At 45.4% G+C, this 26,999-nt stretch carries 25 protein-coding genes and 1 riboswitch; of the genes, 10 read left to right on the forward strand and 15 right to left on the reverse strand.

Annotated features, from left to right (window positions below; genetic code table 11):
• Positions 1-153: 153 nt before the first annotated feature.
• Positions 154-411 carry a 50S ribosomal protein L27 gene (rpmA, locus tag R7O13_RS12205; protein ID WP_318303940.1) on the reverse strand — a complete coding sequence of 86 codons (258 nt, stop codon included), beginning with the start codon at positions 409-411 and terminating at the stop codon, positions 154-156.
• Positions 412-431: 20 nt separating this feature from the next.
• Complete coding sequence (gene rplU, locus R7O13_RS12210; protein ID WP_005383096.1) at positions 432-743, reverse strand: 50S ribosomal protein L21; 312 nt, start codon at positions 741-743, stop codon at positions 432-434.
• Between the two features lie 256 nt (positions 744-999).
• On the opposite strand from rplU, the gene ispB reads away from it, so the two are divergent.
• Positions 1,000-1,971, forward strand: a complete 972-nt coding sequence (ispB, locus tag R7O13_RS12215) for an octaprenyl diphosphate synthase (protein WP_005383097.1) — start codon at positions 1,000-1,002, stop codon at positions 1,969-1,971.
• 93 nt (positions 1,972-2,064) lie between these two features.
• Here ispB and R7O13_RS12220 read toward each other — a convergent pair whose 3' ends face one another.
• Entirely contained in the window at positions 2,065-2,256 is a 192-nt protein-coding gene (locus R7O13_RS12220; RefSeq protein WP_318304049.1) for a hypothetical protein, read from the reverse strand.
• A gap of 113 nt (positions 2,257-2,369) precedes the next feature.
• Entirely contained in the window at positions 2,370-3,305 is a 936-nt protein-coding gene (gene mdh, locus R7O13_RS12225) for a malate dehydrogenase (protein WP_005379660.1), read from the reverse strand.
• Between the two features lie 359 nt (positions 3,306-3,664).
• On the opposite strand from mdh, the gene argR reads away from it, so the two are divergent.
• The 4 genes from argR to R7O13_RS12245 all read left to right on the forward strand — a co-directional run bounded on the left by argR (position 3,665) and on the right by R7O13_RS12245 (position 8,863).
• The gene (gene argR, locus R7O13_RS12230; protein WP_005379659.1) at positions 3,665-4,135 is read left to right on the forward strand and encodes a transcriptional regulator ArgR; all 471 of its coding nucleotides are present in this window, start codon (positions 3,665-3,667) and stop codon (positions 4,133-4,135) included.
• Positions 4,136-4,540: 405 nt separating this feature from the next.
• Positions 4,541-5,509 (forward strand): TAXI family TRAP transporter solute-binding subunit, encoded by a 969-nt coding sequence (locus tag R7O13_RS12235; protein ID WP_005379657.1) that lies wholly within the window; start codon positions 4,541-4,543, stop codon positions 5,507-5,509.
• 291 nt (positions 5,510-5,800) lie between these two features.
• On the forward strand, positions 5,801-8,380 hold the full coding sequence (locus R7O13_RS12240) for a TRAP transporter permease (protein ID WP_005383099.1): 2,580 nt from the start codon (positions 5,801-5,803) through the stop codon (positions 8,378-8,380).
• 45 nt (positions 8,381-8,425) lie between these two features.
• Entirely contained in the window at positions 8,426-8,863 is a 438-nt protein-coding gene (locus tag R7O13_RS12245; protein ID WP_005379654.1) for a universal stress protein, read from the forward strand.
• Positions 8,864-8,926: 63 nt separating this feature from the next.
• Here R7O13_RS12245 and R7O13_RS12250 read toward each other — a convergent pair whose 3' ends face one another.
• Entirely contained in the window at positions 8,927-10,003 is a 1,077-nt protein-coding gene (locus R7O13_RS12250) for an alkene reductase (protein ID WP_213911463.1), read from the reverse strand.
• 92 nt (positions 10,004-10,095) lie between these two features.
• Between R7O13_RS12250 and R7O13_RS12255 the strand changes: the two genes are divergently transcribed.
• A complete protein-coding gene (locus R7O13_RS12255; protein WP_005379650.1) occupies positions 10,096-11,043 on the forward strand; it encodes a LysR family transcriptional regulator in 948 nt (315 codons plus the stop codon).
• Positions 11,044-11,061: 18 nt separating this feature from the next.
• Here the strand turns inward: R7O13_RS12255 and thiQ are convergent, their stop codons facing one another.
• The 5 genes from thiQ to mpl all read right to left on the reverse strand — a co-directional run bounded on the left by thiQ (position 11,062) and on the right by mpl (position 16,635).
• Complete coding sequence (thiQ, locus tag R7O13_RS12260; protein WP_005379648.1) at positions 11,062-11,766, reverse strand: thiamine ABC transporter ATP-binding protein; 705 nt, start codon at positions 11,764-11,766, stop codon at positions 11,062-11,064.
• Positions 11,766-13,352: a thiamine/thiamine pyrophosphate ABC transporter permease ThiP gene (gene thiP, locus R7O13_RS12265; RefSeq protein ID WP_318303944.1), complete on the reverse strand. Its 1,587-nt coding sequence runs from the start codon at positions 13,350-13,352 to the stop codon at positions 11,766-11,768. Before thiP ends, thiQ begins: the two co-directional genes overlap by 1 nt.
• A gap of 41 nt (positions 13,353-13,393) precedes the next feature.
• Positions 13,394-14,386, reverse strand: coding sequence for a thiamine ABC transporter substrate binding subunit (thiB, locus tag R7O13_RS12270; RefSeq protein ID WP_005379642.1), 993 nt, complete (start codon positions 14,384-14,386; stop codon positions 13,394-13,396).
• 72 nt (positions 14,387-14,458) lie between these two features.
• Positions 14,459-14,595: riboswitch (TPP riboswitch) on the reverse strand.
• A gap of 37 nt (positions 14,596-14,632) precedes the next feature.
• The gene (locus R7O13_RS12275; RefSeq protein WP_033906022.1) at positions 14,633-15,271 is read right to left on the reverse strand and encodes a flavin prenyltransferase UbiX; all 639 of its coding nucleotides are present in this window, start codon (positions 15,269-15,271) and stop codon (positions 14,633-14,635) included.
• A gap of 5 nt (positions 15,272-15,276) precedes the next feature.
• Entirely contained in the window at positions 15,277-16,635 is a 1,359-nt protein-coding gene (mpl, locus tag R7O13_RS12280) for a UDP-N-acetylmuramate:L-alanyl-gamma-D-glutamyl-meso-diaminopimelate ligase (protein ID WP_167415655.1), read from the reverse strand.
• 312 nt (positions 16,636-16,947) lie between these two features.
• Between mpl and fbp the strand changes: the two genes are divergently transcribed.
• Complete coding sequence (fbp, locus tag R7O13_RS12285) at positions 16,948-17,964, forward strand: class 1 fructose-bisphosphatase (RefSeq protein ID WP_005383114.1); 1,017 nt, start codon at positions 16,948-16,950, stop codon at positions 17,962-17,964.
• Between the two features lie 127 nt (positions 17,965-18,091).
• Positions 18,092-18,622: an inorganic diphosphatase gene (ppa, locus tag R7O13_RS12290; RefSeq protein ID WP_005379635.1), complete on the forward strand. Its 531-nt coding sequence runs from the start codon at positions 18,092-18,094 to the stop codon at positions 18,620-18,622.
• A gap of 73 nt (positions 18,623-18,695) precedes the next feature.
• Here ppa and R7O13_RS12295 read toward each other — a convergent pair whose 3' ends face one another.
• Genes R7O13_RS12295 through R7O13_RS12310 form a run of 4 tightly spaced genes read right to left on the reverse strand, consistent with a single transcriptional unit; the run spans position 18,696 to position 24,973 of the window.
• Entirely contained in the window at positions 18,696-19,058 is a 363-nt protein-coding gene (locus R7O13_RS12295; RefSeq protein ID WP_017633454.1) for a DUF2799 domain-containing protein, read from the reverse strand.
• 49 nt (positions 19,059-19,107) lie between these two features.
• Positions 19,108-19,455: a gamma-glutamylcyclotransferase gene (locus R7O13_RS12300; protein ID WP_170890672.1), complete on the reverse strand. Its 348-nt coding sequence runs from the start codon at positions 19,453-19,455 to the stop codon at positions 19,108-19,110.
• Positions 19,456-19,499: 44 nt separating this feature from the next.
• Complete coding sequence (locus tag R7O13_RS12305; RefSeq protein WP_104978740.1) at positions 19,500-23,264, reverse strand: translocation/assembly module TamB domain-containing protein; 3,765 nt, start codon at positions 23,262-23,264, stop codon at positions 19,500-19,502.
• The gene (locus R7O13_RS12310) at positions 23,261-24,973 is read right to left on the reverse strand and encodes an autotransporter assembly complex protein TamA (protein WP_005383121.1); all 1,713 of its coding nucleotides are present in this window, start codon (positions 24,971-24,973) and stop codon (positions 23,261-23,263) included. Before R7O13_RS12310 ends, R7O13_RS12305 begins: the two co-directional genes overlap by 4 nt.
• Positions 24,974-25,140: 167 nt before the next feature.
• Between R7O13_RS12310 and msrA the strand changes: the two genes are divergently transcribed.
• On the forward strand, positions 25,141-25,779 hold the full coding sequence (msrA, locus tag R7O13_RS12315; protein ID WP_005379620.1) for a peptide-methionine (S)-S-oxide reductase MsrA: 639 nt from the start codon (positions 25,141-25,143) through the stop codon (positions 25,777-25,779).
• A gap of 70 nt (positions 25,780-25,849) precedes the next feature.
• On the opposite strand, the gene R7O13_RS12320 is transcribed toward msrA, so the two are convergent.
• Positions 25,850-26,050, reverse strand: coding sequence for a DUF1107 domain-containing protein (locus tag R7O13_RS12320; RefSeq protein WP_104975813.1), 201 nt, complete (start codon positions 26,048-26,050; stop codon positions 25,850-25,852).
• Positions 26,051-26,265: 215 nt separating this feature from the next.
• Between R7O13_RS12320 and R7O13_RS12325 the strand changes: the two genes are divergently transcribed.
• Positions 26,266-26,817 (forward strand): YtfJ family protein, encoded by a 552-nt coding sequence (locus R7O13_RS12325; protein ID WP_005383122.1) that lies wholly within the window; start codon positions 26,266-26,268, stop codon positions 26,815-26,817.
• The last annotated feature ends 182 nt before the right edge of the window (positions 26,818-26,999 follow it).

Genomic DNA, 26,999 nt, shown 5'->3' on the forward strand with positions numbered 1-26,999 from the left:
GCAGATGACAGATCTAAGCTCCCAGATTCAAATCGCTTAGGATCTTAGCGAGAAACTTCGATATGTCGACTGCCACAAATAAAAAACCCCGCCGATTCGGCAGGGCTTTTGAATTCAGCTTAAAGCTATTAAGTAATTTGGTTAAAAACCTAATTACTTAGCTTCGATGCTTACAAACTTACGGTTCTTAGGACCTTTCACTTCGAACTTCACTTTACCTTCAGTAAGAGCGAATAGAGTGTGGTCTTTACCGATACCTACGTTGTTACCAGCGTGGAACTTAGTACCACGTTGACGAACGATGATGTTACCTGCAAGTACAGATTCACCACCGAAACGCTTAACACCTAGACGTTTGCTTTCTGAATCGCGGCCGTTACGAGTAGAACCACCAGCTTTTTTGTGTGCCATTGTTAAACTCTCCTAATAGATTAAGCGTTGATACCAGTGATCTTCACTTCAGTGAACCACTGACGGTGACCCTGTTGCTTACGAGAGTGCTTACGACGACGGAACTTAACGATTTTAACTTTATCGCCACGACCGTGTTGTACAACTTCAGCAACAATTTTGCCGCCCTCTACAAGAGGAGCACCAACTTTGATGTCTTCGCCGTTAGCAACAAGAAGAACTTTATCAAATTCTACAGTTGCACCAGTTTCAACGTCTAATTTCTCTAAACGAAGAGTTTGACCTTCGCTTACACGGTGTTGTTTACCACCAGATTGGAAAACAGCGTACATATTTTACTCCGCTTTTTCCGCACAGCCTTTCTTGAGGGTGTGCGCTAAACTAATCATCAATAGGGCGCAGATTCTACAGAATAGATGCTCCTATGACAAGCCATATTTTGAAAAAATTGGCGAAAAGCTAATCGCCAAAGAAAAGTGCGGCAATCATGCCCTTTAGTAATGTATTAATCAACGTTTTTTAGTGTATTATTCGACAATTATATAAATCGAATAAGCCTTGCAGGGTCTAACTTCAGCCGGATATACGATGGATTTTAAAACTATCCAAGCGCTTACTGCCGATGACATGGCAAAAGTGAATGAAACAATTCAAGCCCAACTTAATTCTGATGTCTCTTTAATCAACCAGCTCGGTTTTTATATCGTGAGTGGTGGAGGCAAACGTCTAAGACCGCTTTTAGCGATACTGTCAGCCCGTGCACTTGGTTACCAAGGCAATGGTCATACAATGGCAGCTGCGTTTATTGAGTTCATCCATACAGCGACTTTGCTGCATGATGACGTGGTAGATGAATCAGACATGCGCCGTGGTAAAGCCACTGCGAATGCAGCATTTGGCAATGCGGCTAGCGTATTAGTTGGGGACTTTATCTATACACGCTCATTTCAGATGATGACGGAACTAGGATCCATGAAGATCCTTAAACTAATGAGCAATGCCGTAAACGTGATCGCCGAAGGTGAAGTACAGCAGTTGATGAACTGTAACGACCCTGACACGACAGAAGAAAGCTACATGCAAGTCATCTACTCTAAGACTGCGCGCTTATTTGAATCCGCAACTCAAATCGGTGCAATCTTAAATGATGCTCCTGAGCATGTTGAAATCGCAATGCAAAATTACGGTAAGTATCTAGGCACTGCGTTTCAGCTCATTGATGACGTCATGGATTACACTTCTGATGGCGAAGACATGGGTAAAAATGTGGGTGATGACTTGGCCGAAGGTAAGCCAACTTTACCTCTACTCCATGCTATGCGTAATACCACACCAGAAAACGCAATCATGATTCGTGAAGCGATTGAGAAAGCGAATGGCATGGATCGCTTAGAAGAAATTCTTGCGGTCATGAAAGAAGCAGGCTCTCTGGAATACACAACGCAAAAAGCTCTAGAAGAAGCAGACAAAGCAATCGCAGAACTGTCAGTGTTGCCAGAGTCTGAATACAAACAAGCACTTGTTACTCTGGCTCATGTCGCAGTACAACGCACGAAGTAATCAATAGCTACCCATAGCGCAAGACTTATAGCAAAAAGGAAGAGCATGCTCTTCCTTTTTTACGTTTGATACCTAATGACGACGCCCGAGGCGCTAGTAATATCTGTCACTACCGCCATGCAGTTGTGGATCATCTTCTATTTCATCAAAGCTAACGGCGAGCTGCTGTTCAGTCCCTTGTTTGGACAACAATACCGTCTCTGCTTCATGGTCGACCACTAATATCGTACCGACGCCTTGTTTGCACTCAACAACCATGCCTTTACGGATTCGACTCGCTTCCATCATCTTCTCCTTCACTACGTGGTTTTTTTCGACCATTTTTACGAAGTTGAGAAATCAAGGATCAAAAAAGCCGATCAAAATGATCGGCTTTCTTCTTATATAGGCTTTCTAGATTACTTTGCGAATTCAACACCAATGTTGATGTCGCCATTTAGTGTTTCTAGCATACCGTCTAATGCAGACTTTTCGTAATCGCTGAGTTTGCCGTAGCTTAGTACTTCTTCAACGCCTTCTTTACCCAGTTTCACAGGTTGCGCGAAGTAAGTCGCGTGTTCGCCGTCGCCTTCAACGTAAGCGCACTCAACTACGCCTTCTTCACCTTGAAGAGCACGAACCAGAGACAGACCAAAGCGACATGCAGCTTGGCCCATTGATAGTGTTGCACTACCACCACCCGCTTTCGCTTCTACAACTTCAGTACCTGCATTTTGAATACGTTTCGTTAATGCTTCTACTTCTTCAGCTGTAAACTCAACACCTTCTACTTGAGACAGTAGAGGTAAGATCGTTACGCCAGAGTGACCACCAATTACTGGCACGCGAACGTCACCTGGATCTTTGTCTTTTAGCTCAGCAACAAACGTTTCTGAACGGATAACATCCAACGTTGTTACACCAAATAGACGACGCTTATCATAAACACCCGCTTTTTTAAGAACTTCAGCAGCAATTGGCACTGTTGTATTTACAGGGTTTGTGATGATACCAACACAAGCTTTCGGACAAACAACCGCAATCTTCTCCGCTAGCGATTTAACGATACCAGCGTTTACATTAAATAGATCCGCACGATCCATACCTGGCTTACGCGCAACACCAGCAGAAATTAGCACAACATCCGCGCCTTCTAGTGCTGGAGTAGGATCTTCACCAGCGTAACCTTTGATAGAAACTGGCGTAGGGATGTGGCTAAGATCAGCGGCCACACCAGGAGTTACTGGAGCAATATCATATAGGGCTAGATCAGAACCAGCAGGAAGACGGTTCTTAAGTAGAAGGGCCAGGGCTTGACCGATGCCACCAGCGGCACCAATAACGGCTACTTTCATGTAGTTCTCCTTGAGAGTATTTCTCTTATAAACGTATTCGTAGGGTAGTTTGTAACCAACTTAAATAAAGCTATCGGAATCACAACTTGATTACAATCAATTAACGCTAGCTTTGCGACCTCGCGCAACTCGCTGTTACCGTGCTACAAATGGGGCTTGGATTATTCTTTTATTCTGTTGAAATGACAAGGAATTCAAGAAAACAGATACAGCCCTACTTCAGCGCGCTAAAGAATTCTATGTGGTATATAGTTTACAGTGACGCATCTAACATAATCCTGGGACTCTTTGGCACCGCCTGAATATATATGCGAGAATATGCAAAATTGCTGACCCGTAATAAGAGATTTGTAATGACTATGCGCAATTCAGAAAAACAAGACAACTTAGTTCGCGCCTTTAAAGCCCTGTTAAAAGAAGAAAGCTTTGGTTCACAGGGCGAGATTGTTGACGCACTCAAACAGCAAGGGTTTGAGAGTATCAACCAATCTAAAGTCTCACGTATGCTGACTAAATTTGGCGCCGTCCGTACGCGCAATGCAAAAATGGAAATGGTTTACTGTCTTCCTGCTGAGCTAGGTGTCCCAACAGTCAGCAGCTCTCTGCGTGAACTGGTACTAGACATCGATCGTAACGCAGCGTTAGTGGTAATTCACACCGGCCCAGGTGCAGCACAGTTGATTGCTCGCTTGCTTGATTCACTCGGTAAATCCGAAGGTATTCTTGGTGTTGTCGCAGGTGACGATACCATTTTCATTACGCCAACCATGGCAATTACGACTGAGCAACTCTTCAAATCAGTGTGCGAGCTGTTCGAATATACTGGTTAAGTTCTATAAAGCTTCAATCAGCTAACTCATTGTGGGTTATAAAAGAAGTCTCATTTTGTAGCCCATAATTTATGTAAATTTTTTGCTTACTCCGCTCATTCTTTAACCATCCATTTTGTGATTAACATCACGCAATTGATCTTTTTCATTTCAGTCACTAAACGTTAATTAAGTAATTGTTATAAAAAGAATTAAATCACAAATTGAATCCTATCCCCTGATACAAAATTCAGACTTATCAACTATAACATTTAACAATTGGATAATTTTCTGCCAATTTTTTGTTATGATTCGCTCGCTTTTTCAAACGATTGGATTGAAAAAGGTGCCGTTTCCAAATAGGAAACTCCAGAAGTGATTTATGGTTATTTCCGGGTAAATAATGAATATAAGGAAGGGAAATTCATGGCATTTAACAAACTTCTCAAAGTAGGCGCTATCGCTGCAGCCGTAATGGGCGCAGGCGCAGTTAACGCTCAAGAGTTTATTACCATCGGTACTGGCTCTGTGACTGGTGTTTACTACCCAACTGGTGGTGCTATCTGTAAGTTGGTAAATAAAGGTCGTAAAGACCACAACATCCGTTGTTCAGTAGAATCGACTGGTGGCTCAATTTACAACGTTAACACTATCCGTGCAGGCGAATTAGATTTTGGTATCGTGCAATCGGATTGGCAGTACCACGGCTACAACGGTACGAGCAAGTTTGAAGAACAAGGCCCGTACAAGAAGCTACGCGCAATGTTCTCTCTTCATACAGAACCTTTCAACATCATTGCGCGTGCAGATTCAGGTATTGAAAACGTTGAAGACCTGAAAGGTAAGCGCGTAAACATCGGTAATCCAGGCTCTGGTGACCGTGCAACGATGGGCGTTGTCATGGAAGCGATGGGTTGGACAAACGACAGCTTCAAATTGGCGTCTGAGCTAAAAGGCTCTGAACGCTCTCAGGCACTTTGTGATAACAAAATTGACGCCTTCATTTACATGGTCGGCCACCCGAACGGTTCAATCAAAGAAGCAACCACATCATGTGATGCGAAGCTAGTTTCAGCAACAGGCCCTAAAATCGATAAAATTGTTGCCGACAACCCATACTACGCCTTTAGCTCAGTACCGGCTGGTATGTACCGCGGTACAGACAAAGACGTAAACAGCTTTGGTGTTGCAGCAACAATGGTAACGACCTCTGATGTTTCAGACGATGTCGCTTACAACGTGGCAAAAGCTGTGTTTGAAAACTTTGATACCTTCAAGCGTCTACACCCTGCATTCGCAAACTTGAAGAAAGAAGACATGGTGAAAGCTGGTCTTTCTATTCCTCTTCACCCAGGTGCAGAAAAATACTACAAAGAAATGGGTCTAATTAAGTAATTTCCTCAGACTCTACATACAGGCAGGAAAGAATATTTTCTGCCTGTTTGAGCATACAGGTTGTAGCACGTTCTAACTGTATGCTTCATTCGCCAGTTTTCTTCTGAAAACTGCGAGCTCATACCCAAGAAAACTTAAACGCCGCCTAACAGAGTATCCAACAATCAACACTTTGAGTTCAGGCAGCAAAATACTCGAAAGCAAACTTCGCTCCATTCACTACACTGATAGAGGCGAAGTGTGGTTCTCGATAAAAATCAGACAGGACCATCAATAATAAGGAAAAAGTACATGGCGACGAATCAAGCTCCGTCACAAGATGTGCAAGAAATGGTGGCTCAGGCAGACACAGGTGCACGTAGCCCTTCGGGAATGCAAGGACGAATCCTTTGGTTTGTTCCTCTGTGTTGGTCACTATTTCAATTATGGTACGCATCCCCGTTACCATTTATTTTCAATTTTGGCGTACTGAACGACACGGAAGCGCGATCTATCCACCTTACTTTCGCGATCTTTTTGGCTTTCACTGCTTATCCAGCGATGAAGAACTCTCCTCGCGATCATATCCCTCTTGTTGATTGGATACTCGCGTTGGCTGGCAGCTTTTCAGCAGCCTATATATACCTTTTTTATACCGAGCTAGCGGGACGCTCAGGCGCACCGACAACGGTTGATATCGTTGTTGCTGTTATCGGTATGATCCTCCTTTTAGAAGCAACACGCCGAGCTCTTGGTCCACCATTAATGGTCGTGGCTGCTGTTTTCCTTACTTACACCTTTGCAGGCCCTTACATGCCTGACGTTATCGCACACAAAGGGGCAAGCTTGAACAAGGCCATGTCTCACTTGTGGCTAACAACAGAAGGCGTATTTGGGGTTGCGCTAGGTGTTTCTACCTCTTTTGTCTTCTTGTTTGTATTGTTTGGAGCAATGCTGGAACGCGCTGGTGCTGGTGCTTACTTCATTAAAGTTGCCTTCTCGTTACTTGGCCATATGAAAGGTGGTCCAGCTAAAGCGGCCGTTGTTGCATCAGGTTTATCTGGTCTGGTTTCTGGTTCTTCAATCGCAAACGTAGTAACAACTGGCACCTTTACGATTCCACTGATGAAGCGTGTTGGCTTTCCCGGCACAAAAGCGGGTGCGGTAGAGGTAGCGGCTTCAACCAATGGTCAGTTAACACCGCCAATCATGGGTGCAGCAGCATTTTTGATGGTGGAATACGTCGGTATCTCCTACGTTGAGGTGATTAAAGCCGCCCTACTTCCAGCGCTAATCTCTTATATTGCTTTAATTTACATTGTTCACCTTGAAGCGTGTAAAGCAGGCATGACAGGCCTTCCTCGTCGCCACAACCCAACACTAGTACAAAGTCTGCTGTCCTTTACTGGCACAATCTTAGGATTGTGTGTGATCAGCGCATTGGTTTACTACGGAGTGGGTTGGACAAAGGACGTCTTTGGTGATGCCGCGACACCAATTGTTACCGTCGCACTATTAATCGCGTACGTTGGGTTGGTGAAAGTCTCAGCAAATCACGTGCAAGATGGCGCAATTGAGATTGATGCAGAATTAACAGAAGTACCTGACCCTGGCCCAACCGTTAAGTCAGGCTTGCACTACCTACTCCCTATCGTCGTATTGGTTTGGTGTTTGACTGTCGAACGTTTCTCACCTGGCCTTTCGGCATTCTGGGCAACGGTGTTCATGATTTTCATTTTGCTTACTCAACGTCCGTTGATTGCACTGCTATCAAAGCAAGGTGACATGCTTCAGCAAACCAAAGATGGCTTTGTCGATCTTGCCGAGAGCTTAGTTTCTGGTGCGCGCAATATGATTGGTATCGGCGTTGCAACCGCGGCAGCGGGCACCGTTGTTGGTGTTGTTACACTAACGGGTATCGGCCTAGTGATGACCGACTTCGTCGAGTTTATCTCTGGTGGCAGCATCATTCTTATGCTGCTCTTTACCGCCATCATTAGCTTGGTTCTGGGGATGGGTCTGCCAACAACGGCGAACTACATCGTGGTCTCTACGCTAATGGCGCCGGTTATTGTTACGCTCGGCGCAGCGCATGGCTTGATTATTCCGTTGATAGCTGTGCACTTGTTCGTTTTCTACTTTGGTATTTTGGCCGACGATACCCCACCTGTAGGCCTTGCGGCTTTTGCAGCAGCAGCAATTGCGAAATCAGATCCAATTCGTACTGGTATCCAAGGTTTTACTTACGATATTCGAACCGCTATTTTGCCGTTCATGTTTGTGTTCAATACCCAGCTATTGTTAATGGGGATCGACTCTTGGTGGCATTTGGCACTCACGGTCATCTCATCGATCATTGCAATGCTGATTTTCTCTGCGGCAACTCAAGGGTGGTGGTTCACGCGTAACAAGTGGTGGGAAACAGTCCTATTATTAGTACTGACATTTTCGTTTTTCCGTCCAGGTTTTTGGTGGGACATGCTGTACCCAGCGAAAGTTCTTTCTCCTGGCGTTGAGGTAGCTCAAATCACGGAAACACTAAATGTAGGAGAATCATTGGAGTTACGTGTTGCCGGTGAAAACCTTGAGGGCGACTACATTGAGAAAACGGTTCGTCTTCCATTCGAAGACAGTGCGACAACAGCAGACGCACGTATTTCATCTATGGGTCTGATGCTGACCGAAAGTGACAACAAAATGATTGTCGATATGGTTGAATTTGGTAGTCCAGCAGAGTCCGCAGGTATCGACTTTGATTGGGAAATCAAGTGGGTTATCCAGGATGCAGACCGTCCGATGAAAGAGTGGGTGTTTGTACCATGCTTAATGATTTTGCTGGTGCTTGCCATGAACCAAAAACGTCGTGCTCGTAAGGAACAATTGAGCGCATAACCGATTTGGCCCCGAGGATAAAGGGGCCTTAATGAGAGACATTGAATGTACAAACAAATTCTTGTTCCGGTTGATCTAAATGACCAAGGCTTTTCAGACCGAGCGGTTGAACTAGCGGTTTGGCAGGCAAAGCAAGCAAATGCTCAAATCCATCTTCTGACGGTACTACCTGGTATTCACATGTCGATGGTTGCTACATACTTTCCGAAAGATGCTGCGGCCAAAATGAAGCAAGACGTGAAGCAGCAACTAAAAACTTTCGCTAATGAGCATATTGCTGAAGATGTGGTTTACCAAGTGCATGTTGCTGAAGGCAAAGCCTACGCGACCATTCTTGATTATGCAGAACGTTTAGGCGCTGATCTCATCATTATGCCAAGCCACAAGCGCTCTAAAATCAATAAAGTAATGCTTGGCTCTGTCGCGAGTAAGGTTGTGGAATATTCTCCAATCAATGTGATGGTCGTAAAACCGCAAGGCTAAGTAAATACAGAAACGAAAAAGGACGCTAACATTAGCGTCCTTTTTATATGAAACAAGTAAGGGTTATACCATCACTGGGTAATCGGTATAACCTTCTGCTCCACCCAAATAAAAGTGTTCTGGTTTCGCCTCATTAAGAGGTGCATTTTTCTTAAATCGCTCAACTAAATCTGGGTTTGCGATAAAGGGAACGCCAAATGCGACCACATCAACTTTGTTTTCTGCAATTGCTGTTGCCGCTTCTTGTGCACTGTAGCCCACGTTCGCCATTAAGTGACCTTTATAGTTTTCGCGTGCTGGCTTGAGAACATCTGCTTTTTGTACGCCTTTCAGATCCGCACGCATCACGTGCCAATAAGCAAGATCGAAAGAATTAAGTTGCTCTGCTAAGTAACGCACCAAACCAACTGGATCACTGTCTTTCATGTCATTAAATCCATTTAGCGGAGATGTACGCAGACCGACTCTTCCAGGTCCCCACACCTCAACGACTTCTTTCACTATCTCAAGTAAAAATCGAGCACGATTTTCAACCGAGCCACCGTATTCATCGGTACGTAAATTTGAACCGTCACGAAGGAAGTTATCAATAAGATAACCATTGGCGCCATGTATCTCGACCCCATCAAAGCCGGCTTTCTTGGCGTTTTCTGCACCTTGTTTAAACGCCGCAACAATGGAAGCTATCTCATCCACTTCGAGTGCTCGTGGTACCGTATATGCTTGCTTACCCGAAGGGGTATGGACTAATTCATCACGAATGGCCAATGCGCTCGCCGCTACAGGTGTTTTTCCTTCATTCAGATCAGGATGACAAGCTCGTCCCGCATGCCAAATTTGCAGTACAATCTTACCGCCTCTCTCATGAACCGCATCCGTTACCTTTTTCCAAGCTGCGATTTGCTCTTCGTTGTAAATGCCCGGCTCTGCCATGAAAGCAGACGTACCTTCCATCACCATGGTGCATTCAGCAATGATAAGTCCGGCACTCGCACGTTGAGCGTAGTATTCAACCATAAGGTCATTAGGAATATGGTCTGCGCCAGCACGAGCTCTCGTTAAAGGCGCCATAATAGCACGGTTATCTAATGCTAATTGACCGAGTTCGATAGGAGAAAATAAGTCTACAGAGTTGGACATGTTGTTTACCTCAAATGACAATAACTTGATGGCTAAGGATGAGGTGCCAGACTATAATCAGATTAATATTGAAACAATATGGATAATTGAAAGTGATTGTTCGAAATTTAGAAACAATTGACTTTAGAACGCTTTCTATCTTTGTCACAAGCTGTCGACTACTGAGCTTAACCAAGTGCGCGCTAGAGTTAAACCTACCGAAATCTACTGTTAGTAAAGCCATAACCAAACTCGAACAACACTTTGAAGCCAAACTGCTAGAGCGCACAACCCGAAAGTTAGTGATCACCGAAGCTGGCCAAATGGTTTTAGAGCGTGCTGCAAGCTTAGTTGAGGAATTCCACTCAATTGGCCATGACGTACAGGAGATGGAACAACAGATCCAAGGCCGGCTGCGTATTTCCGCGCCACCAGCGTTGGATGCGTATATGGCGGAACACATCTTTTTGCCATTTTTAAAACAATGGCCAAAAGTACAAATTGCATTAGAAGCATCGAACGATTTTGTTGATCTGTTTTCACACGGCTTTGATATGGCAATTCGAGTCGGTCAGATAGTTGATGATCGATTGATCGCAAAAAAATTAGGCTATACCACTCGAGTTCTGGCTGCTAGCCCTGAGTATTTAGCTGAGTTCGGCGTACCTGAAACGCCAGAAGATCTGACAAAACACAACTGTTTGAGGTATCAATATGTTTCAGAAATAGGGCCTTGGACGCTGATCTCACACGATAATACCGTCAATGTTTCAATAACCAGTAACTTCTCAAGTACAACTGTAGAAGCAATATTGAAAGGCGCACTTAAAGGACTAGGCATCGCTAACTTACCTGTGCAGAACATGACGCAAGAGCTAGAAAGTGGCACCTTAGTCAGAGTGTTACCGCAATGGCACACGGTACCAATGCCTATTTATTTAGTCTATCGTCCTGGAGCAAACCGCCCACGGCGTGTACAAGCAATGATTGACCATATCATGAGCTTAAGATCTCAATTTGAATTTGGACCTCGGCATGGTTTGTGTTGCGGAGAAGCATAACCTAGCAACTATCAGGCACTAGCATGCTGCTCGGATAAATGCCGCAAGCTTCTCACTAGCATGCTGTTCACTCAATGCAGACATATCACCCGCGGCTTCCACTTTACCATCTGCCACAAACACAAAGTGGCTGGCAATCGCTTTGGCATCGCTTAAATGGTGCGTGACCATCAATACGGTTATTCCCCGCTCTGCTGCGAGTTTTTTTACCAAGCTCAGCATCTCTTCACGCAACACCGGATCAAGCGCCGAGAACGGCTCATCCAATAGCCACATGGGATGAGGCTGAACAAAACAACGCGCTAAGGCAACACGTTGACGCTGGCCACCAGAAAGATGCTCTGGCAAACGGTCGAGGTACTCTGCAACACCAACTTGCTGCGCGGCTTGTTCAATCTGACGATTTTGGTCCACCGTAAGCTTTAGCCCTGGGTGTAAGCCCAAACCGATGTTGTCACGCACCGATAAGTGAGCAAACAAATTGTGCTCTTGGAACAACATAGAGAACGGACGCAGATAAGGCTCTTTACGCACAATGGACTCACCATCAACACAAATATCACCACGGTCAGGATGGATGAATCCTGCCACCAACGCCAGCAAGGTTGACTTCCCTGCCCCACTTGGTCCCATCAGCGATACAATCTGTCCTTGCTCAATCGTTAAGTCAAAACGAAACAGTTCACGTTGGTAGGTGTACTGCACATCATCCAACACTAACATTACGCTCTCTCCTTCGTTTTCAATACTTTCTCAATCAAGGCAAAACAGCCCACACTCAACAACAATAGGGTCACCGATACCACCGCAGCTGCGTCCATCTGATAACTGCCAAGCAACTGGAACAAATACAGAGGTAAGGTACGAAACTCTTGTCCACCAAACAGTGCGATGGCACTTAAATCCCCTATTGCAAACATAAAGCTGATCGCAAACGCATGTGCAAACGGCTTGCGTAGCGCCTGCCACTCCACCACTTTAAACCGTTGCCAGCCACGCATGCCTAAGCTGGCACATACATACTGATACTGTTGTTCAATGTGCAGCATTGGCTGCGCTAGCGTTTTGATCACGTAAGGCAAAGCCATCAAACCGTTCACCAAAATCACGACAAAAAATGCCAAGCTAAAAACATCGGTAAATGCGCGCAGTAGTAAGAATAAACCGGTGCTAATCACCAGACCTGGAGTCACCAAAATAATGGTGCCGATTAACTCTATCTGATCGGCTCGCGTGTTTTTGTACTGCAACCGCCAACGGCGACTGGTCAATAGTATGGACACCCCTGCAGCGACCGCAAGCACGCTAGCGACACAGGCGACTTTGAGGGAGTTCAATAGCGCAAACCAAAAACGCTCATCGGTTAATACTGTCCAAACTTGTTGGTTGATGCCACTCAGTAACACCATCAATAACGGCGGTATTACCAGTAAAAAGGCACCTATGATCCAAAAGCTATCCCAAGCTTTTGACCACCCATGATCCTTCGTTAAATATTGCTGTACCGATGTGCTTCCAGCACTGATAGAAACAGGCCTTGTTAACTTCTGCACTCCAATAGCAAGCAGTCCACATAACAGCATCTGCCACAGCGCCAATAACGCCCCAGCTTGTAAATCAAAATCAAACTTAATCGCTTGGTAAATGGCCAATTCAATGGTGGTGGATTTTGGCCCGCCCCCCAACGCCATTACAGTGGCAAAACTGGTAAAGCACAACATAAACACCAACCCACAAACGTGGGGAAGCTGCTGCCTTAAACGCGGCCATTCTACCCAGCGAAACTTATCCCAATGGCTCATCCCAAGATGCGCGCAAAGCTTATGCTGCTCGGCAGGAATAGAGTCCAAGGCTTGCAGAAGCAATCGTGCCGCGTAAGGTAAATTAAAGAACACATGGGCGAGTAAAATGCCGTTCAAACCGTAAATAGAGAATGGCAGTTTAGTGTCGAAACTTTGCAACCACTGCGCCAACAAACCACTGTTGCCATAAATCGCTAACAGCCCAAAAACACCAACCAAAACCGGCAAAACCAGTGTCGATGCAAACAGCTTAAGCAGTAATGATTTACCAATAAATTGGCGACGCGAAAGTGCGTGCGCTACTGGAATGGCAAAGCCAACACTGAGCAATGTGGAAAGAAACGCTTGGTAGAAACTGAACTTGGTGACATGTTGATAGTACGGGTCGCCCCATACCACAGACACATCAAGTGAAGGGGCTTGAACAATCAAAGCACCTAGGGCAGAAATAACAAAGGTCGCGATGATCATCGCGACCCCTAAACCTATTTTTGGAACAGAATTCAAAGGTAAAACCTATCTCATTCAGATGAGGATTGGGACGTCAGCTAAAACGTCAATGCGCTTTGCCATTCGCGAATCCAAGACTTACGCATTTTTGCCACTTCATCAGCACTAAAGCTCAACGACTTGCTTGGAACACTCAAAGTTTCAAAACCTTTAGGTAACTCAACGTCAGTGACTGGGTACATCCAGTTACCCGTTGGCATCGCCGATTGGAACTCATCACTTAAAATGAAACTCATAAATTGATCAGCAAGTTCTGAATTTTTTGCCCCTTTCACTTTGGCGGCTACTTCAACTTGCATGTAGTGGCCTTCAGCAAAATTCGCCGTAGCAAACTTCGAATCGTTTTCCGCAATTAAGTGGTACGCAGGTGAAGTGGTGTAAGAAAGCACTAAATCGGACTCACCATTGAGGAACATAGAATACGCCTCAGACCAACCTTTCGTGACCGTTACGGTTTTGCTCGCTAGCTTCTGCCACGCTTGCGTCACATCGTCGCCATAAATAGATTTCATCCATAGCATTAAGCCTTGGCCCGGCGTTGAAGTCCGCGGATCTTGGTAAATCACTTTCAGATCGTCGCGCGTTTCCACCAGCTCTTTCATGCTTTTCGGCGGATTAGCCAGTTTCTCTTTGTTGTACACAAACGCGAAGTAGCCGTAATCGTACGGTACAAACGTCGTGTCACTCCAACCGTTTGGTAACACTGTGTTAGCCGTATCCACATTGTGCTCGGCAAGCAGATCGGTTTTCTTCGCTTCTGCCATCAGATTGTTATCCAAACCTAATACGATGTCCGCTTTGCTATTACCGCCTTCAAGACGAAGACGATTCAGAATCGACACACCATCGTCCAACGCTACGAAGTTAACGTCACAGCCACATTTTGCTTCAAAAGCTTGCTCGATTTTAGGACCCGGCCCCCAATCTGCGGCAAAAGAGTCGTAGGTATAGATGGTTAATGTGTTTTCAGCGGCAAACGCTGAAGTAGAGGTGATTGCAGCTAGGGCAATCAGATTTAGAGTGGGTTTCACTGCTCGCTCTCCATGAGTATTTCAGAGAAATAAGTTGAGCGGCACAGGGTTTGAGGCGGCTATTAAGGACTTCCAATATCCAGACTCAATTCCTACGCCAGCATTATCTGGTTCAGGTAATACGGGTCCCTAGTTAAACACTTAGGTCTCAGCGCCCCAATGCATTGATTGACTCAATGCTAAATGGGTTTGCTCCCCGATGAGTTGGATGGATTGTAAAGGTATTTGAGTGGTTACACAATCAGCTCACGAGCGCTGGTCATAACCCCAACGAGGCACCAAACCTTGCTCAATACCTAAGTGGTCAAGAATTCTCGCCACCATAAAATCCACTAAGTCTTCAATACTCTTTGGCTGATGATAGAAGCCTGGAGCTGCTGGCATGATGGTGACGCCCATTTGCGACAGTTTGTGCATGTTCTCCAGATGTAGCGTTGAAAATGGTGTTTCGCGAACCACGAGCAACAGCTGCCCGCGCTCTTTCATTACCACATCAGCGGCCCGCTCGATCAAGTTATCTGACATACCATGCGCAATCGCTGCAACGCTTCCCGCAGAACATGGGCAAACCACCATTTGCTTTGGTGCAGCAGAACCAGACGCAACCGGTGAGAACCAGTCATCTTTACCGCAAACGGTGATGTTATCGGGATTGCAGTTCAGGTGCTCTACCAATGCTTGCTGCGCCGCTTCTGGGCCACTTGGTAGCTTAAGATTATGCTCGGTTGCCATCACAACACGAGCTGCCGAAGAAATCAGAACGTAGACATGATAATCCGCCGCAACCAAGCATTCTAAAAGACGAAGGCCGTAGGGAGCACCAGAAGCACCCGTTAATGCCAACGTGATGGCTTTTTTATGAGAGGGTTGTGTTTTGTTTTGCATATCAATCAGGCTTTTTGTTTTAACTGCTCAAGAAGTTTTCCGTGAATACCACCAAAGCCACCGTTGCTCATGACTAGAATTTGGTCACCTGGTCGCGCACGTTCGACGATCTTGGCTACAAAGTTATCTATATCCGCATCGACAAACGCTGGCTGTGTGCATTGGTCGGCAATGTCTTGCACAGACCACTCGATATTATCTGGCTGGAACAAGAAGACTTCATCTGCACTGTGTAGTGACTCTGCAAGTGTGTTTTTGTGTACACCTCGCTTCATGGTGGCAGAACGCGGCTCCAACACAGCAAGGATGCGTTTTTCACCTACCTTGTTACGCAAACCGCCGACAGTAAGTTCAATTGCCGTTGGGTGATGCGCAAAATCATCGTAAACCGTCACACCTTGTTCTTCACCTTTCAGCTCTAAACGGCGCTTGGTATTGATGAAACGCCCTAATGCCTGGCAAGCAAGATCCGGAGTGACTCCAACATGTCGTGCAGCAGCGATTGCCATCAGCGCATTATCCACATTGTGGTCACCCACCAAATTCCATTCGACGGTACCAACCTTCTCACCTTGCAACGCAACGTCAAATTTTGAGCCATCAAGCACTAATTTGTGCGCTTGCCAGTCACCATTCTCACCAGAGAACTGTTTTTCAGTCCAGCAACCACGCTCTAATACATCCGCTAACGCTTGATCCTGCCTCGGCGCTAAGATCAATCCATTGCCCGGTACAGTTCGCACTAAATGATGGAATTGGCGCTTGATCGCTTCTAGATCATCGAAGATGTCGGCATGATCAAACTCAAGATTGTTCATGATTAAAGTGCGAGGATGGTAATGCACAAACTTAGAACGCTTATCGAAAAAAGCACTGTCATATTCGTCCGCTTCAACGACAAAAAACATGCTTTCACCCAAACGAGCAGACACTCCGAAGTTACCGAGTACCCCACCGACTAAGAAACCCGGTTGATAACCACAATCTTCAAGTATCCAGGCAAGCATGCTCGACGTGGTCGTTTTCCCATGTGTACCCGATACCGCCAATACCCAACGATCATGCAGCAAAAACTCGTTGAGCCACTGCGGGCCAGAGGTGTAACGCATGTTAGTGTTGAGCACATGCTCGACACAAGGGTTGCCACGGCTCATCGCATTACCAATCACCACAAGATCTGGTTGAGGGTCGAGTTGAGACGGGTCAAAGCCTTCAATAATTTCAATACCTTGAGACTCAAGCAGTGTGCTCATTGGCGGATAAACGTTGGCATCAGAACCAGTGACTTTATGTCCTAATTGGCGCGCTAGAATCGCTGCGCCGCCCATAAATGTGCCACAGATACCCAAGATATGAATGTGCATAAGCTAAACCTTGTAATGCGTTTTTTAATGCTTTCATTATCGCGATTACCGCCTGAAAAGCGAGTGACTTTAGCCTTCTTCTTGCAGTCCCTTTCACAAATATGACAAGGTTGAACACAGACTGTACAACCTCTTGCTTACTGATGAATCCCTCAAACAAGTCTACAAATAAATTGAGATCTCAAACAGTTACTTCATTACCATTAAAAAGATCTGCGACTTAAACTTACATCCAGCGCAATCGTTTAACATCCATAAAGAGATGCTCACTTGCGCACTACCCCCAATGAAATGAAAATGTAAGGATTAACCATGTCAGGACTGCGCACCCTAGGCGAGTTCATTGTCGAAAAACAAGCGGATTTCCCCCACGCTAGCGGTGATCTATCATCCCTTTTAGCCTCCATTCGTTTAGCTGCAAAAATCGTTAACCGCGAAATCAACGCAGCGGGTCTCGGTGATATCACTGGTGCTGTAGGCACGGAAAATGTCCAAGGTGAAGATCAGCAAAAGCTCGATGTTTACGCGAACGATAAGTTCAAAGCCGCGCTTGAAGCTCGTGATCAAGTGTGTGGCGTTGCCAGTGAAGAAGAAGACGAAGCAGTTGCGTTCAATAAAGAACTCAACCAAAACGCCAAATATGTAGTACTGATGGACCCACTTGATGGTTCTTCTAACATCGATGTGAACGTCTCTGTTGGTACTATCTTCTCGATTTACCGTCGTGTTTCTCCAATCGGTACTCCACCAACTGAAGAAGACTTCCTACAACCTGGTCACAAACAAGTGGCTGCGGGCTACGTAATTTACGGCTCCTCCACCATGTTGGTATACACAACTGGTAACGGCGTAAACGGCTTTACTTACGACCCATCTATCGGCAGCTTCTGTCTTTCTCATGAAAACATGATGATTCCTGATGATGGTAAGATCTACTCCATCAACGAAGGTAATTACATTCGTTTCCCTCAAGGGGTGAAGAAGTACATCAAGTACTGCCAAGAAAACGTGCCAGAAGACGGTCGCCCATACACTTCTCGCTACATTGGCTCGCTGGTTGCTGATTTCCACCGCAACCTACTGAAAGGTGGTATCTACCTTTACCCAAGCACACAAAGCCACCCACAAGGCAAGCTACGCCTGCTTTACGAATGTAACCCTATGGCATTCCTCATTGAGCAAGCTGGGGGCATTGCATCGGACGGCGTGAATCGCATTATGGACATCAAGCCTACTGAGTTGCACCAGCGTGTACCTTTCTTTGTAGGTTCGAAGAACATGGTTCGCAAAGTTGAAGAGTTCCTTGAACTGCACCGCGACGAAGAATAATTTCAGACCTTTGTCCAACGCGGCAGGTGTTTACCTGCCGCGTTTTTGTCGCTAAAGTGAAACGCGAATTTATCATCAGATGAAACCGCTTTTGTGTGATTCATCGTTAATGAAAAGGAATATTCTAATGAGCTTAAACCATGTACCAGCAGGCAAGTCGCTGCCTGAAGATATCTATGTCGTTATCGAAATTCCTGCAAATGCAGATCCAATCAAGTACGAAGTAGATAAAGACTCTGGTGCTGTATTTGTCGACCGTTTCATGTCTGCACCAATGTTCTACCCATGCAACTATGGCTACGTGAACAATACCCTGTCTCTTGATGGCGACCCAGTCGACGTATTGGTACCAACACCATACCCACTCATGCCAGGTTCAGTCATTCGCTGCCGCCCTGTTGGCGTTTTGAAGATGACAGATGAATCGGGTGAAGATGCAAAAGTGTTTGCGGTTCCCCACTCAAAAATCTCGAAAGAGTACGAGCACATCCAAGATGTGGACGATATCCCAGAACTACTGAAAGCGCAGATCACGCAATTCTTTGAGCGTTACAAAGAGCTTGAAGCAGGCAAATGGGTGAAAGTGGATGGTTGGGCAGATGTTGCTGCCGCCAAAGCTGAAATCCTAGAATCTTACGAGCGCGCTCAGAAAAAATAAGCATCACTGCTGATACAAAACTAAAAAGAGCTGCTCTAGGGCAGCTCTTTTGCTTTCATCTTACCTGTGTCAACTAGATAGGTGCGCCTGCTGAAGACATTCGTCCAGCGTCGTAGTCATGTTGAAAGAAGGGGTCAACATCATCACAAATGCCAAAATACGGACGCCCGATAACACCGAGCATATAAGCACTTTGCTCACAATACTCTTGTTTACCTTGCTGGTAACCCGCTTGATAAGCCATTATCAGTTCTGGCGTCGCATGGTTAACATCATCCAGCTTCGCAATTCGCTCCTCAGATAACTCCCGTAATCCATCTAAAGCTGACTGCTTACCAAACACTTGCCAATCGGTCACATTATTCGAAGTCGGTAGTGTTGTTTGTGCGCATGCAGCAAGAAGCAACGCCATTACTCCAATTACGAATGCTTTCATCGTGACTCCTTAGTGTTTAGCTCGTTGCTATTGATAATGTCAGTATAGCTCACACCTTTTGACACCAATCTCCGGAAGCGATTTCTTCGGTTAACTGCTCAATATCTTGATATAAGTAGATCCAAGCTTGGCCAAAAGGCGTAACGATGCTCTCTCGGCGATATTCCACTGGCACATCTTCTAACCTATCTAGCTCCGATAAGGTTTCATCATCAATCAGATACACTTCACCTTGAATCGAGCGTTGCCCAACAGACAACGCTGGATAAGGGCCTAAGTCATACATTGCAAATTGAGCATCCGTTTCATGTAAACCAAGAAACTGCGCCGAGCGCAAATACTGATGGTTGTACTCTCCCTTGCGTAACGTGCCGTAGACAAAAATCAAATGCTGCATAACCACTCCTTAGTCATGACTGTGTATGCTTAGGTTAAAGCACTTTAATCGAACTCAAACTGATAGAGTAGGTCAACGGCGCTATCTACACCAGATACCGCTTCTAAATACAAGTCTTGCATCAATCGGTAACGCACAGTGAACTCACCTAGGGAGTTAAAGATGCCGACACCATATTTCACCTGCAAACCAGGCAGAATATAACCACTCACCGTCACTTGCGAATCATCGCCCGACCCAGCAGTGTCCAGCTGTAAATCCTGTACGCCAAAGGCTTCACCGATTTCACCAACCACACGCCCACTCTTCGCCAAGCTTAAACCAATTAAGGTAGTAGTCATTGCATTACCACCGGCTTCACCATCAATATCTTGACCACGAAGTAGATAAGAAAGTGCATTGGCTTGGTTCATCGCGGGCTCTGAGAAAATTTCTATACTCGGATCAGATGCTGGGCCTGACACTTGTACCCCCGCAATGACATCATCTTGGGTATTGTCTGGATTACGAATCGCTTTGATAGACAAGTAAGGTTGATCTGGTGGACCATTCATCAGAATCTTACCTTCTTTAATCAATAAGTCCTGACCAAACGAACGATAAGAACCGTCGACAACATTCACTTCACCAACGATGAAAGGACCTTTGTCTTTTTGTGTCACGTTTAGGTTCCCTTTCAACCCACCTTTTAAGCCAAAAGCGGCAAGTTGGAAGTCATCACCAATTTTAATGTTGATGTTCGTTTCCACATCAAACGGCATCGCAGCCACATCGTCCACTGGTTGCAAGTTTTTATCGAGAATAACGGTATCACTCGATACGCCTACTGCACTTGGTGGAAGCTCTTCGACGACAATTCTGCCCCATGGCAAATTAATATCACCCTCAATTTTCGCAAGCTGAGGAGTCACATCTATTGTCATGTCAGGCTCAACTTTGATTTTTACCATTGGAGGCAAATCAACATTGAGCTCTTTAGCAAATACACGCGCTTTAGTGCGCCAGTTCTGTAAGTCCTGCCAGTCGGCATCACCGGTAACGTTCAACTCACCATCCGGGGTTAAAATTCCAGCATCCAAGTCCGCTTGATGACCTTTAAAGTTGATGACGACCTGTCCTGAGTTTATATCTATCGGTGTGACTTCACCCTGTAGCTTCATTTGGTCAATCAAGAACTGACCGTTCACCTTCGGATGCATAACGTCACCTGATATCGCTAGGTCAGTATTCATGTTTGCTTTAAACAAGCTGTACTCACCAATCAACGGTGCCAAGAAGTCCAAGTGGAACGTAGAGAGTGAAACCTTACCATCAATAGTGGGCTTTTCAGACGAGACATTCAGTAAAGAAACCTTACCAGACAAGTCACCGTTATCTTTCACATCAAATAGCCACTCGGCATCAAGCTTGTCTTTCGCTAATGCCGCTTTAAAGTTGAAGCTTTCCCAACCGACTTTAATTGGCTGCTCAAGTGCTTGTTCAACTTGGCCTTTTGGCATATTGACACTTAAGGTTACTTCGGGCTTTTTCTCTGGTGCCCATTTAGCAAAAACCTGTGCATTAACCGAGCCTTGCAGCTTGGTTTCTGGCGGCAGGAATTGCTTGATTTGGTCAAAATCAAAATCATTGATGGCTAGCTTCGCCTGGCCACTCTTACCAACACTAATGTCTTCGGTTAGACATACGCTCGACTCCGCTTGCAACCAACAATGCGCTTGAACGTTCGCGATCTGTTTGTCGATATTGACCTTCACCGCGGTCGATTTTTGCAACGCCCACGGGCCTTGTTGCGAGCTCAGCGTCAAGCGGCGCAGCGCCCCATCCCAAATCATTTCTGGTTTCTGCTGGAATGTCCCTTCAATTTCTAAACTGGTCGACACCAGGTCAGACACTACATCGAGCGTCAGTTGATGCAGTTTTTCATCCCCAGAGACTTCAAGGTCAGCACTATCAACTTTTATGTCGTCATAGGTAATGTTGTTCGCAATTAGGCTTATGTTCGCTTTTGGTGCTGGCAGAGGCTTCACATCACCCTTTAAGGTGATCGTTTCTACGTTCGCCTGTTGCTGCCAGTTTATCTGATTTAAAGCGAGATCAAGATTGATGTCTGGTTCTTTCAAGCTACCACGTAGTGCGACTTTACCTTGCATCTTACCTGCAAGATCCGGAACACTTTTCGCAAAATCAGGGAAGTTAACCTCAACATCCATCAGAATTTGCTTATCGATCTTACCCTTTGCACTGAGTTGGTTTGGACCATGAGAAAGCGCTAAACCCTGAGTGGTAAGTTGGATGTCTTCGCCTTTGCCGTTTTTATCAGACGCTTCAAGTTGCCCTTCAACATTCAGCGGATACCCTCGCAAAATGCCGTCAATGTCTAACTTAGGCAAACTGACTTGCCAACCGCCTTGTTCTGTTAACGACCCCGAAGTCGAAAGGTTACCGCTGATATCCCCTTCAGCTTCTTTCCATTGTAAACCTGGTTGAATGTTTTTCAGGTTCAAGTCAGCTTGCCAGTTGATTGGCGCGGCCCAATTGGCCATGACTTTCCCAGAGAGTTCGCCCCCTAAGGTTTTCACTACAAGGCTTTCGAGGTCAATTTGCTCTAGCGTACCTTTGCCGTTTAGTGCGACATCAACGGCGGGAATATCTTTGCCCGAAGCTTTGGTTTCTAATGCGACTTCGTAGCCATCAAGTGAGCCTTTTGCCGCCAAGCTTGGTACAGAAACCTGGTAATCGCTTTGTCCAAATAGCGGCCATTGCGCCTGTACATTTTTAATCGCGACATCAAACGGCAACTGTGTTTTAAGCGGTTGAATATCACCTTTGATCTCCGCTTGTACAAGCTCAGAAAGCGTAGCATTTAGTGACAAATCACCAACCGAACCCGAGACCGAAAGCGACAGTTTTTGTCCCTTCGCATCCGCTTGCTTCACTAACGCGTCCAATTGCGCTTTGATAGGGTAATCAGAAGAAAGCGTCACTTGTGTGCTCAACTTGCCTTCCACTTCTGGCATGTCGAGCTCTAACGTTTTGACATCAACACGTTCACCGCCTGCTCTTGCAACCAAACCAAGATGATTGACGATCACTGGCGTTTCACCCGCCAGTTTGAAATTGTGAATATCAAGACGACGCGCTTCAACCGTCAGTGGAATCCATACTTCGGGTAACACAATATCTTGCGGCGTAACGTCAGTTTCTTTCGGCTCCTCGGCAGCCGCTTCAGGTTCAGCCTCACTTGGTGCTAAAGCCACATTAATGTCTTTCAACGCGGTAGGTGCGATCACCAAACGATCACCCTGCATCGACAAAGCGGTCGAGAATGTTTGCCAATCAATTTGATTGCCCAGCACATTGACATTGATGTCATTAAAGCTGACTTTATTAACAAAAATTGGCACTGGCGTACTGATAGAACGCAGTGGTGGTGTTTCCTCTTGCTCCTCGCTTGCTGGCGGTAGCTCTGGCATCTTAAAGTCAAGCCCCTGCAGTCTTAACTCATCGACACAGACCTTAGGGTCAAAGAAACAGCGGAAGTTCACTGCCAAAGCTAAACGCTCGACTTTGGCGTCGATATTCAAAGACTCATCGACAAAACTGACGTTATGCAGTTCGAAGCGAGGAAACAATGAACCCTGCACTTTTTCAATCTGCAATTGTGGTAATGCTTTTTCAGCTCCCCACAAGGCAAATTTGAGGCCTGGGTGGGTAAACAAAACTGTCGCGACAATAATGATGAGCAACAGCAATAGGCCAATCAAACTGAGCGACAGCCATTTGGTCCACTTAAACATCATTTTGATCATAGCTCAGGCCCCAATGAGAAGTGGATACGAAACTCTCGTTCTGGTTTTGCATCCAACCCCCATGCAAAATCAAAACTAACAGGGCCCACCGGAGACGCCCAGCGGATACCAACACCAGCACCTGATTTCCAATCTGGTGTTTCATTAAACGCATCACCAATATCGTAAAACGTTGCAGCCCACCAGTTTCCATAAACACGATATTGGTATTCTAATGTACTGCTAACAATGTATTTACCACCCGTCAAAGCACCACTCTCATCCACAGGTGAAATAGATTCATAGCCGTAACCACGAATATTATTGTCACCACCTGCGAAGAAACGCAGCGACGGTGATAGCTTTTCAAGTTCATCGGTAATATTCGCACCACCTTCTAAGCGGAACAAACCACGATGATTCTCTCCAATACCACGAATCCAAGAAGTCGAGCCAATTAAGCGGAGCACTCTAGTTTCAGAAAGCATAGCGGTATCACCATACTCAATAGTGATGCTTTGCTTGTCTCCCCACATTGGCATATTGCCCCCTCGAACCCTAGTCCGAGAAAATGTCGCACCTGGAAGTACGAAGTTGAATTCATCATCTTGTAAACCTTGCGTAAAGCTCTCGTACAAATGACGAACATAAACGGTATTATGCCAACCACCGTCTGCTAACCAATGACGCTCCACTGCAAGGTTAGACTCGATACTCTGCGTGTCACGGTTGTCTAGGTTTTTAAGCCCATATTGAACTTGATAATAATCGTTAGCGACATCTTCTAAAGGAATTTTGTAAGAAGCAGTCACGGTTTGCTCTGGCTTAGATAGGGATAAAGCGGTGTTGAAACTGTGTCCTCGGGAGCTCACCCAAGGTTTCTTCCACTTCAACGTCCCTCGAACGCCGACATCCGTTGAGTAACCAATACCCGTCTCGATCTGATTCTTGGAAGCAGGAGATAAAGACACTTTAATTGGCAAGTCTCGGCCATCATCAAGCCTATCCAATTCAGGCTCAACAAAAACTGAGGAAAACCACTCCGTATTTGATAGCTTCTGGTTAAACTCGCCCAGCTTCGAAACGTTGTATGGGTCCCCTTCTTTAAAAGGTTGTAATGATGCGACACGATCTTCCCAGATGTGGTTGCCAATAAAAGAAACGTCGCCAAAATTGAAACGTATTCCACTGCTGTAGTGCAAACGGACATTAGCTTCGTTCAGATCAGGGATAACCTCTAATCGACTTAGCGTAAACTCACCATTGAAGTAACCACGCTGAAGCGCCAAGTTACGAATGCCTGACTTAAGGCTGTCGTATTGGCCTTGATTCAAAACTTGACCAACTTTGAGCGGAGAGCGCTCAATAAGTTTTGCAAACTCTTCATCGTCCTTGGCCTCTCCAGTGATGACCACATCCATGACTTTCACTTTCACTGGCAAGCCCGGCTTGATGAGCACAATTAACTCATCATTCGCTTCAGGAATAGAGTATGAAATTTTTGCATGATAATACCCAAGCGCGTTAAGCGCTTCAGTGATACTTTGATCTAATCTCGCTTGAAAACGCAGAGAAGTGGAGTAATCCTTCTCTGGAATAGATGATAGATACGCACTGACATTCTCTTCTAAAGCGCCATCAATGCCTTTCAAAGTCAAAGAAACATCGGCATAGGCACCATGAGAAAAGGCAAACAGGCCAACAATGGTGGGGAGAGCTTTTTTTATCATGCTTTTATGGCTGAATGAGGTTAAGTAAACGTAAATAATGATAACGCCAATTAGATTCTAAGTCTGTAATATTAATAGGTTTAACGCGGTCTATGTCATCACAGCATCAGATACAGACGAAATGAAAAAGTTCGCAAATTTAAGACACGTATTGAAGGACAAATACCATGCTCAACAAACAAACATTGATCAGTATAGAAGATGCCTTGCCAGGTAGAGATCAACCAATGCAGATTGACGATCATCATTTTGTAAATAAATCTAACCTAAAGGCGCCTCTTGCGTCACACCAACAGCAGATTTTGCTCGGAATGGGCTGTTTTTGGGGCGCTGAGCGCGTATTTTGGCAACTCGACGGCGTTGTATCTACTTCGGTCGGTTACGCTGGGGGGTACACACCCAATCCCACCTATGAAGAGGTCTGTACAGGTAAAACGGGTCATACAGAAGTCGTACGAGTCGTTTTCGATGAACGCGTCATCTCATTAGAAAAGCTACTGGCTGTTTTTTGGGAAAAACACGACCCAACTCAGGGAATGCGTCAAGGTAACGACTTAGGTACTCAATATCGTTCTGCAATTTACACTTATTCGACGGAGCAACTCGAGAGCGCAGAGAAATCGAAACTCTTGTATCAACAAGCACTGCAAGAAGAGCAACGCGCGAACATCACCACCGAAATACAACCAGCAGGTCCGTATTACTTTGCGGAAACCTACCACCAGCAATATTTGGCGAAAAACCCTGATGGTTACTGTGGCATCGGAGGAACGGGAGTTTGCTTCCCACCAAGCCTCCAAGGATAAACCTAACCAGCAACAAAAAGAGCGACCGATATGGTCGCTCTTTTCTAAATCTAAGTGGGTACCAAGCTAACTAAGCCGATAATGATGCTATCACTTGGTTGACTTCTTTAAAGACGGTGAGCCTTTTATGATCGTTGACGTCAGGTAGTAACACTTTGCCATTGTCGAACTGAAAACAGCCAACCCCAACAATAAAAAACTGACCTTTGAACAACGTTTTAACAAAACGGGCCACTTGTAATGGTCGATATACAGCAAACTCACGTAGCATAACTCACCTCAATTCCTTTGAGAAAACACGGATTGCTTATTTTTCCTCTGCAATCTTAATGCGCAATTTGCGACGGAACTCATTTTAGCAAATTCTAAATATAACGCAAGATTACACCACTCCATACGTTAAATAAATGTTATCAACGGTCCTACAAATTTCTAGGATCTGGATATATACTGGAAGCTTCCAAACCTCGTACGGAATATAACAATATGAAAACTAAGACTCTCCTACCTCTACTACTGGCCTTAACGCCAAGCTTGACCTTTGCACACAACTTGTCAGTGGGAAAAAGCGTTCCTCCTGTCAATGTTGCCGCTTACGGCGAGATTGTTTTACAAGGCGAAGGCGTTGCATACCAACCCTGGGCAACTCAACATATGCAAGGCAAAGTTCGTGTTATTCAAGCCATCGCAGGCCGTAGCAGCTCAAAAGAGATGAATGCCCCTTTAATGTCGGCAATAACAGCGGCAAATTTTCCACAAGAAAGCTACCAGACCACGACTATCATCAACCAAGATGATGCAATTTGGGGGACAGGCTCGTTCGTGAAGTCTTCAGCTCAAGACAGCAAAAAAGAGTTTCCTTGGTCATCCATGGTTCTTGATGAAAATGGCGTAGTTGCTAATACTTGGGACCTGAAAGAAGAAAGTTCGGCCATTATTGTTCAAGACAAAACGGGCAAAGTTCTGTTTGTCAAAGAGGGCGCACTTGAGCAAGATGAGATAACAAAAGTCATTGAGCTTATTAAACAGAACATCTAGCTTCATTGAATGGCTCCTTGTTCCTGTTGTAAGGAGCTATATGAATTTGATTAGAAGCATGGGCAGTGATAACTCTGCTCTTTATAAGTGCGACACTTCCATCAGAGAGTATTACCAATATTTTTCGGCACGTATGTGTTGAGTTAAATTTTTCTGCTAGCCAACAAAAGAGTGAACTTTTA

Source organism: Vibrio sp. Y176 (assembly GCF_033438945.1).

Bases quoted from the DNA above. Each gene is read 5' to 3' on its own strand.
- rpmA (WP_318303940.1), bottom strand. From the start codon at position 411: ATGGCACACAAAAAAGCTGGTGGTTCTACTCGTAACGGCCGCGATTCA.
- rplU (WP_005383096.1), bottom strand. From the start codon at position 743: ATGTACGCTGTTTTCCAATCTGGTGGTAAACAACACCGTGTAAGCGAA.
- ispB (WP_005383097.1), top strand. From the start codon at position 1,000: ATGGATTTTAAAACTATCCAAGCGCTTACTGCCGATGACATGGCAAAA.
- R7O13_RS12220 (WP_318304049.1), bottom strand. From the start codon at position 2,256: ATGGAAGCGAGTCGAATCCGTAAAGGCATGGTTGTTGAGTGCAAACAA.
- mdh (WP_005379660.1), bottom strand. From the start codon at position 3,305: ATGAAAGTAGCCGTTATTGGTGCCGCTGGTGGCATCGGTCAAGCCCTG.
- argR (WP_005379659.1), top strand. From the start codon at position 3,665: ATGCGCAATTCAGAAAAACAAGACAACTTAGTTCGCGCCTTTAAAGCC.
- R7O13_RS12235 (WP_005379657.1), top strand. From the start codon at position 4,541: ATGGCATTTAACAAACTTCTCAAAGTAGGCGCTATCGCTGCAGCCGTA.
- R7O13_RS12240 (WP_005383099.1), top strand. From the start codon at position 5,801: ATGGCGACGAATCAAGCTCCGTCACAAGATGTGCAAGAAATGGTGGCT.
- R7O13_RS12245 (WP_005379654.1), top strand. From the start codon at position 8,426: ATGTACAAACAAATTCTTGTTCCGGTTGATCTAAATGACCAAGGCTTT.
- R7O13_RS12250 (WP_213911463.1), bottom strand. From the start codon at position 10,003: ATGTCCAACTCTGTAGACTTATTTTCTCCTATCGAACTCGGTCAATTA.
- thiQ (WP_005379648.1), bottom strand. From the start codon at position 11,766: ATGTTAGTGTTGGATGATGTGCAGTACACCTACCAACGTGAACTGTTT.
- R7O13_RS12275 (WP_033906022.1), bottom strand. From the start codon at position 15,271: ATGCAAAACAAAACACAACCCTCTCATAAAAAAGCCATCACGTTGGCA.
- mpl (WP_167415655.1), bottom strand. From the start codon at position 16,635: ATGCACATTCATATCTTGGGTATCTGTGGCACATTTATGGGCGGCGCA.
- fbp (WP_005383114.1), top strand. From the start codon at position 16,948: ATGTCAGGACTGCGCACCCTAGGCGAGTTCATTGTCGAAAAACAAGCG.
- ppa (WP_005379635.1), top strand. From the start codon at position 18,092: ATGAGCTTAAACCATGTACCAGCAGGCAAGTCGCTGCCTGAAGATATC.
- R7O13_RS12295 (WP_017633454.1), bottom strand. From the start codon at position 19,058: ATGAAAGCATTCGTAATTGGAGTAATGGCGTTGCTTCTTGCTGCATGC.
- R7O13_RS12300 (WP_170890672.1), bottom strand. From the start codon at position 19,455: ATGCAGCATTTGATTTTTGTCTACGGCACGTTACGCAAGGGAGAGTAC.
- R7O13_RS12305 (WP_104978740.1), bottom strand. From the start codon at position 23,264: ATGATCAAAATGATGTTTAAGTGGACCAAATGGCTGTCGCTCAGTTTG.
- R7O13_RS12310 (WP_005383121.1), bottom strand. From the start codon at position 24,973: ATGATAAAAAAAGCTCTCCCCACCATTGTTGGCCTGTTTGCCTTTTCT.
- msrA (WP_005379620.1), top strand. From the start codon at position 25,141: ATGCTCAACAAACAAACATTGATCAGTATAGAAGATGCCTTGCCAGGT.
- R7O13_RS12320 (WP_104975813.1), bottom strand. From the start codon at position 26,050: ATGCTACGTGAGTTTGCTGTATATCGACCATTACAAGTGGCCCGTTTT.
- R7O13_RS12325 (WP_005383122.1), top strand. From the start codon at position 26,266: ATGAAAACTAAGACTCTCCTACCTCTACTACTGGCCTTAACGCCAAGC.